Consider the following 6,820-nt stretch of genomic DNA (forward strand, 5'->3'; position numbering starts at 1 on the left):
GATCCTACCGATCGCCGGCTCCGCGTTGGCTGCGCACGGACTGCGCGTCGGGGCCGGGCGCACCGCGCTCCGCGGCGAGGGCTGCGATCGAGGACCGGAGACCGTCGTCCGTCGCCGTCGGCATACGCTCGTGCCCGAGTGCACCGAGCAGTCGGGCACCGGAGACGCGGTAGTCCTCGGTGAGCTTGGCGAGACGCCCGGAGTTGAGCGGCACGGCGGGGACGCGATCGCCGACGGCGGCCGCCAACCGCACGAGGGCCGGTGGGAGCGCCAGGCGACGGACCCGGCGACCGGTGACCTCGGCGATGAGGGTGACGAGGTGCCCCGTCGACACGGGCTCGTCGTCGGCGACGAGGTACACACCCGTCGTGACGGTGGGCGTGTCGATGATGCTCGTGATCGCCCACGTGAGGTTCTGGATCGACACGAAGCTGCGCTCGTTGCGGAAGGCGTCGAGCGGGTACGGGATGCCGCGGGAGAGCAGACCGAACAGGAGGCGCAGGTTGCCCTTGTCCCCCGGCCCGTGCACCATCGTCGGACGGAGGACGATCGTCCGGCGACCGGCGGGCGGCTCGACGGCGAGCAGGAGCCGCTCGGCTGCGAGCTTCGACTTCCCGTACGGGGTCACCGGGTGGGGCTCGGCGGACTCGTCGAGCACGCCGTCGACCGTCGCCTCGTTCACCGCGGCGACGCTGCTCAGCTGGATGAAGGTGGTGGCGTCCGACGCGAGGAAGGCGACGTACGCACGTTCGGCGAGGTCGGTGTTGATCCTGCGGTACACCTCGGGAGAGGCGGTGCCGTCGAGGTCGTGCGCCTTCCCGGCGAGGTTCACCACGACGTCGACGTCCGCGGGGAAGGGCTCCCCCGTCCACCCGCGTAACGAGAACGGCACGACCTCATGGCCGGCCGCCTCGAGGACGGGGACGAGGTTCGTCCCGATGAAGCCGGTCGCACCGGTCACGAGCACCCGGCTCATCGTCCGAACCATCCCCACGTGCGGAAGTACACGAAGGCCCCCTGGATCGAGTACCACATCAGCTTCCGGTTGTGATGCGAGCCCTTCGCGAAGTGGTGGTGGATCGTCGCTCCGGGGTAATACGCGGTCCGGGACACCTGGAGGAAGCGTCGGGTGAGGTCGGCGTCCTCGATGTACATGAAGATCCGCTCGTCGAAGAAGCCGACGCGGTGCAGGGTCGAGGTCCGGAGGAACATGAAGCACCCCGAGAGGTAGGGCACGTCGAACATCGTCTTGTTGTAGTCGTGCGCCGGGTTCTCGTCGATGTCGCGGTACTCGTAGCGGGCCATGCGCTTCGCGACGAGCGGCTTCAGCGGACCGGGCAGGAACCGGCGGGCGAAGAGGTCGAAGACGGAGGGGTTCCGCTTCACCAGGTACTGGAGGGAGCCGTCGGGGTACAGCACCTTCGGCATGACGTGCCCGACCTCGGGGTGCTCGAGCATGAACTCGTGGAGCTCCTCGATCGCCTCCGGCTCGAAGTACACGTCCGGGTTGACCACCATGTGGAACTTCGAGCGCCCGAGGACCTTCGCGATCGCGAGGTTGTGGGCTGCGCCGAAGCCGGGGTTCGAGGGGTTGTGCAGGTACTCGATCCGCGGGTCGTCCACGAGGTCGCGGAGCTCGTCCGTCGGCGAGTTGTCGACGAGGTAGAGCGTCTCGACGAGCGGGCTTCCGAGGGTCGAGTCGATGGCCGCACGCAGCTTGTCGCGATCGTTCCGGTACATGACGATGCAGGCGGTCACAGGACGGTCCACGGTTCACCCTCTCCGGCGGCGGGGACGGCACCGCCGAGGCACGACGGACGTGGGCCCGACGCGCCTGGTCAGTCTACGTGCTGCCCGTGTCCGGTCCGGGAAGCCCGGGGCCGCATACTGGAGTGGTGCCAGAGCGTGTGTTCTTCTTCGACTGCGACAAGACCCTGTACGACTACGACTTCCGGAAACGCCTTCCGGCGCTCTCGCGGTTGACGGGCGTGAGCCAGTACCGGCTCGCGAAGCAGTGGTGGGTCGGCGGGCACGAGGCCGCGGCCAACATCGGCGAGTACCCGACCAGTGACGACTACCTGGCGGTGTTCGCCGAGGTCACCGGATACCCGCTGACCCTCGCGGAGTGGCGCGAGGCCCGTGCGGCGGCGATGACACCGGTCCCCGGCGTCCTGGCCACCCTCGCCCGCGCCTCGACCCTCGGCACGGTCTCCCTGCTGTCGAACAATCCGGTCCCGTTCCGGGACTCCTTCGCGCAGCTGGCTCCCGAAGCCGCAGCCCTCCTCGGCGAGAACGACCTCGTGTCCGCCGTGCTCGGAGCGGAGAAGCCGGAGCCCCGTGTCTACACCCGGGCGCTCAGCCGGTACGGCGTCGCGCCCGGTCGCACCATGCTCATCGACGACTCCGCGGCGAACTGCGCGGGTGCCGAGGCCGTGGGGATGCACGCCTTCCGATTGACGAAGGACGCCTCAGGTGCCTTCGACGTCGCGGGACTCGACGCCGCCGTCGACGCGTTCGTGGCCGCCACCCCCTGACCCGACCTCCGGCCGCGACGGGTCAGCGGATCGCGATGGTGGTGCGGTCGCGGGTGGTGAGGTCGCGGTGCGTCGCCGCGGCGTGCCAGCCGTCGGCCGTGAGCAGCTCGCGGATGGCCTGCCCCTGGAGTTCACCGTGCTCGATGATGAGCGTGCCGCCCCGGTGGAGCAGTCGCTGCGCGGTCGCGGACACCTGGCGCACCACGTCGAGACCGTCCGGTCCGCCGTACAGCGCGGCCGAGGGGTCGTGGAGACGCACTTCGGGATCGCGTGGGATCGCGTCGTCCGGGACGTACGGGGGGTTCGAGATCACGACGTCCACCGAGCCGTCGAGCTCGTGGAAGGCGTCGGCGAGGTGCTCGAAGACGACGGTGGCGTTGTCGGCACCGGACTCGGCGAAGTTCCGTCTCGCCCAGATGAAGGCCTCGACCGAGTTCTCGGTCGCGTAGATCGCCGCGTTCGGGACCTCGGTCGCCATCGCCAGCGCGATCGCTCCACTGCCGGTGCCGAGGTCGACGCCGATGGGCCGAGGGATCGGCACCGCCCGGAGCGCGTCGATGGCGAACTGCACGACCGACTCGGTCTCGGGGCGCGGCACGAAGACGCCTGGTCCGACCGCGAGTTCCATCGAACGGAACGCGGCACGACCCGTGATGTGCTGCAGCGGTTCACGCGCGGCCCGACGTTCGACCAGCTCGGCGAACACGGTGCGCTCTTCGGCGTCGAGCACGCGACCGGTGATCGCCGCGGCCTGCACGGCACCGCGACCGAGGCCGAGCACGTGTCCGAGGAGGAGCTCCGCGTCGACGTCGGGTGACGGCACGGCCGCGCGGGTGAGGATCTCGACGGCGTGTTGGCGCGCGAGTTCGACGGTCGCAGGGTGGCCGGCTGACGGGGTGTCTGCGGCGGCGGCGGAAGGGGTGCTGGGCATGAGCGAGGTCATCATCTGGGGCGGCCTGGTCGGGTGGGCCGCACCGAGCCTACCCCACCGCCTCGATGCGGCCGCGGGCCGTCGCCCCTGCTCGTCACACGGGAGACCGCCGATCGACCAGGTCGTAGGCTGAACCGAGCCCCGTTCGAGGAAGAGGAACACCGTGACCGGCACCGTCTACACCGACATCACCCAGGCCTACGGCCGCACCCCGCTCGTCCGTCTGAACCGCATCGCCGAAGGCGTCGGCGCGACCGTCCTGGCGAAGCTGGAGTTCTACAACCCCGGATCGAGTGTCAAGGACCGCCTGGGCATCGCGCTCGTCGATGCGGCGGAGGCCTCGGGCCAGCTGCAGCCCGGAGGGACCATCGTCGAGTCGACGAGCGGGAACACCGGTATCGCGCTCGCCCTCGTGGGAGCCGCGCGGGGCTACCGGGTCATCCTCACGATGCCCGCCTCGATGAGCAAGGAACGCCGGACCCTCCTCCGTGCCTACGGTGCCGAGCTCGTCCTCACCGATCCGACGAAGGGGATGGCGAACGCCGTGCAGGAGGCGCAGCGCATCGTCGCCGAGAACCCCGGCGCCGTCTGGGTCAGGCAGTTCGAGAACGAAGCGAACCCCGCCATCCACCGACGGACGACCGCGCCCGAGATCTGGGAGGACACCGCCGGCACGGTCGACGCGTTCGTCGCGGGCATCGGGACGGGCGGGACCATCACCGGCGTCGGCGGCTGGCTCCGTGAGCACAACCCCGACGTGCAGATCATCGCGGTCGAGCCCGCGGACTCCCCGCTGCTCAGCGAGGGTCGTGCCGGTGGACACAAGATCCAGGGCATCGGCCCGAACTTCGTGCCCGACATCCTCGACACCGCCTTGTTCAGCGAGATCATCCCGGTCGAGACCGACACGGCCTACGCGACCGCACGACGCCTCGCGACCGACGACGGCATCATCGGCGGCATGTCCTCCGGCGCCGCCGTCTGGGCCGCCCTCGAGGTCGGACGCCGTCCGGAGATGGCCGGCAAGACGATCGTCGTCATCATCCCCGATGCGGGCGAGCGCTACCTGTCGACGACGATGTACGACGACCTGCGCGACTAGGCTCGACGCATGGGAATGCTGTCGCGGGTCCGCGAGGACATCGGTGCCGCACGCGCACACGATCCGGCGGCCCGCGGCTCCATCGAGATCGCGCTCAGCTACTCCGGCCTGCACGCCGTCTGGGCGTACCGGCTGCACCATCGCCTGTGGCGGCGCGGCTTCCGCACCTTCGCCCGGTTCGGCTCGCAGTTCACCCGGTTCCTCACCGGGATCGAGATCCACCCGGGCGCCCGGATCGGCAGGCGGTTCTTCATCGACCACGGTATGGGCGTCGTCATCGGTGAGACGGCCGAGGTGGGCGACGACGTCATGATCTTCCACGGCGTGACCCTCGGCGGGAAGAGCCGCGGGGTCGGCAAGCGCCACCCGACCATCGGTGACGGCGTCGCCGTCGGTGCCGGGGCGAAGATCCTCGGGCCCATCCGGATCGGTGCGGGCACCATCGTCGGCGCGAACGCCGTCGTCACCAAGGCCTGCCCACCCCGCAGTCTGCTGCTCGGCGTCCCCGCGGTCGAGCGCCCGCGCGGGAGCGGCGCCCACGGCCTCGCGTTGCTCGATCCCGAGTACCACATCTAATCCGCGAGCGGTGAGGCGATCCGTCGCCCGCGCCTCTCCCGGACGACGAACTCCCGCATCCCACCCGCATCCCGCTCCTCGAGAGGTCCCCATGAGTCTCATCCGCCTGCACGACGTCACCGTCCGGTTCGAGGAACGCCCGGTGCTCCGCGACGTCTTCTTCCGGCTCGAGCCAGGCGACCGGGTCGGGCTCATCGGGCGGAACGGTTCAGGCAAGTCCACCCTCCTGAAGCTCGCGCTCGACCAGCTCCAGCCGGACTCGGGCACGGTGACCATCGAGGACGGGACGCGGATCGGGTACTTCTCGCAGTTCTCGGAGCTCGACGGCAGCGCCACCATCACCGAGGTCCTCGAAGGACTCTTCGGTCACGTCCACGCCATCGAGGCGGAACTCGCATCCATCGACGCCGCGATCGCCGCCGACCCGAACGACCTCGACGGGATGACGAAGCTCATCGAACGGCAGGCCGAGCTCTTCGAGGAGATGGAGCGCCAGGACGGCTGGGACTACCAGCGCCACATCGACACCGCCCTCACCACGCTCGGCTTCGACGCCGCGCGCCGCGTGCTCCCCATCGACTCGCTCTCCGGGGGTTGGCGCAACCGCGCGGCGCTCGCGAAGATCCTCCTCGAGCGCCCGGACGTCCTGCTCCTCGACGAGCCGACGAACTTCCTCGACGTCGCGGGGGTCGAGTGGCTCGAATCCTGGTTCGGCTCGTTCCGCGGCGCGGCGATCGTCGTCTCGCACGACCGGACCTTCCTCGACGCCGTGGTCACCCGCATCGTCGAGGTCGAGAACTTCCACCTCCACGAGTACCCCGGCAGCTTCGACCAGTACGTCGTCCAGAAGCAGTTCCGGCTCAAGAGCCTCGAGGCGCAGTTCGTCCACGAGTCCGAACTGCTCGCCTTCGAGGCCGAGGGCATCTTGGACCGTCGCGAGGCGGCCAAGGCCGCCGGGAAGAAGGACCTCTCCTCGCAGCTGGCCAAGATCAAGAAGGCCAGGCCGCCGCGTCCGGTCGACGACATCATCACCGACATCTACGGCGGCCTGCACATCAAGGACACGCTCTGCCGGATCCAGGGGCTCACGAAGGCCTACGGCGACCACACGCTGTTCGACGGACTCGACCTCGAGATCGGCCGCCGCGAACGCATCGTCGTCCACGGACCGAACGGTGCGGGCAAGTCCACGTTCCTCCGGATCCTCGAGGGCGACGAACGCCCCGACGCCGGTCACGTCACGTGGACCGGCGGGGTCCGATACGCGTCCTACAACCAGATGGTCGACGAGCTGGACCTCACCGACACGGCGGCGCACGCCGTCGGCGCCATGCCCGACAGCCTCGCCTTCGCGGCGACGAAGAAGTCGGTGAACCGCTTCCTCGGTATGTTCCAGTTCTCGGACGCCGACCTCAAGCAGAAGATCGGCATGCTCTCGGGTGGGCAGCGCGCCCGCGTCGCCATGGCCCAGTGCCTGCTCTCCGGAGCTTCGGTGCTCCTCCTCGACGAGCCGACGAACCACCTGGACCTCGCGAGCACGCAGGTGATGGAGCGCGCACTCGTGCACTTCCCCGGGGCCATCGTCGTGGTCAGCCACGACCGGTTCTTCGCCGACAAGGTCGCGACGAAGCGACTGCGCATCGGCTGAACGACGAAAGCGCAGTCGTGGTCGTCATC

General features: G+C 69.6%; 7 protein-coding genes. 4 read left to right on the forward strand and 3 right to left on the reverse strand.

Annotation, left to right across the window (positions count from 1 at the left end; genetic code table 11):
- Positions 1 to 4: 4 nt before the first annotated feature.
- Together BIU99_RS17575 and BIU99_RS17580 are read right to left on the reverse strand one after the other, a co-directional pair.
- Positions 5 to 976 carry an NAD-dependent epimerase/dehydratase family protein gene (locus tag BIU99_RS17575; RefSeq protein ID WP_071262372.1) on the reverse strand — a complete coding sequence of 324 codons (972 nt, stop codon included), beginning with the start codon at positions 974 to 976 and terminating at the stop codon, positions 5 to 7.
- On the reverse strand, positions 973 to 1,770 hold the full coding sequence (locus BIU99_RS17580; RefSeq protein ID WP_139205496.1) for a glycosyltransferase family 2 protein: 798 nt from the start codon (positions 1,768 to 1,770) through the stop codon (positions 973 to 975). Before BIU99_RS17580 ends, BIU99_RS17575 begins: the two co-directional genes overlap by 4 nt.
- 125 nt (positions 1,771 to 1,895) lie before the next feature.
- On the opposite strand from BIU99_RS17580, the gene BIU99_RS17585 reads away from it, so the two are divergent.
- The gene (locus BIU99_RS17585; protein ID WP_254773647.1) at positions 1,896 to 2,534 is read left to right on the forward strand and encodes an HAD-IA family hydrolase; all 639 of its coding nucleotides are present in this window, start codon (positions 1,896 to 1,898) and stop codon (positions 2,532 to 2,534) included.
- 22 nt (positions 2,535 to 2,556) lie between these two features.
- Here the strand turns inward: BIU99_RS17585 and prmC are convergent, their stop codons facing one another.
- The gene (gene prmC, locus BIU99_RS17590; protein WP_228501986.1) at positions 2,557 to 3,465 is read right to left on the reverse strand and encodes a peptide chain release factor N(5)-glutamine methyltransferase; all 909 of its coding nucleotides are present in this window, start codon (positions 3,463 to 3,465) and stop codon (positions 2,557 to 2,559) included.
- A gap of 163 nt (positions 3,466 to 3,628) precedes the next feature.
- On the opposite strand from prmC, the gene cysK reads away from it, so the two are divergent.
- From cysK to BIU99_RS17605, 3 genes are all read left to right on the forward strand, one after another.
- Entirely contained in the window at positions 3,629 to 4,567 is a 939-nt protein-coding gene (gene cysK, locus BIU99_RS17595) for a cysteine synthase A (protein ID WP_071262374.1), read from the forward strand.
- A gap of 9 nt (positions 4,568 to 4,576) precedes the next feature.
- Positions 4,577 to 5,143, forward strand: coding sequence for a serine O-acetyltransferase EpsC (gene epsC / locus BIU99_RS17600; protein WP_071262375.1), 567 nt, complete (start codon positions 4,577 to 4,579; stop codon positions 5,141 to 5,143).
- 91 nt (positions 5,144 to 5,234) lie between these two features.
- Positions 5,235 to 6,791: an ABC-F family ATP-binding cassette domain-containing protein gene (locus BIU99_RS17605; protein WP_071262376.1), complete on the forward strand. Its 1,557-nt coding sequence runs from the start codon at positions 5,235 to 5,237 to the stop codon at positions 6,789 to 6,791.
- Positions 6,792 to 6,820 lie beyond the last annotated feature (29 nt).

Source organism: Plantibacter sp. MMLR14_011 (assembly GCF_001865025.1).
Taxonomy (GTDB): domain Bacteria; phylum Actinomycetota; class Actinomycetes; order Actinomycetales; family Microbacteriaceae; genus Plantibacter; species Plantibacter flavus_A.

Bases quoted from the DNA above. Each gene is read 5' to 3' on its own strand.
- BIU99_RS17575 (WP_071262372.1), bottom strand. From the start codon at position 976: ATGAGCCGGGTGCTCGTGACCGGTGCGACCGGCTTCATCGGGACGAAC.
- prmC (WP_228501986.1), bottom strand. From the start codon at position 3,465: ATGCCCAGCACCCCTTCCGCCGCCGCCGCAGACACCCCGTCAGCCGGC.
- epsC (WP_071262375.1), top strand. From the start codon at position 4,577: ATGGGAATGCTGTCGCGGGTCCGCGAGGACATCGGTGCCGCACGCGCA.
- BIU99_RS17605 (WP_071262376.1), top strand. From the start codon at position 5,235: ATGAGTCTCATCCGCCTGCACGACGTCACCGTCCGGTTCGAGGAACGC.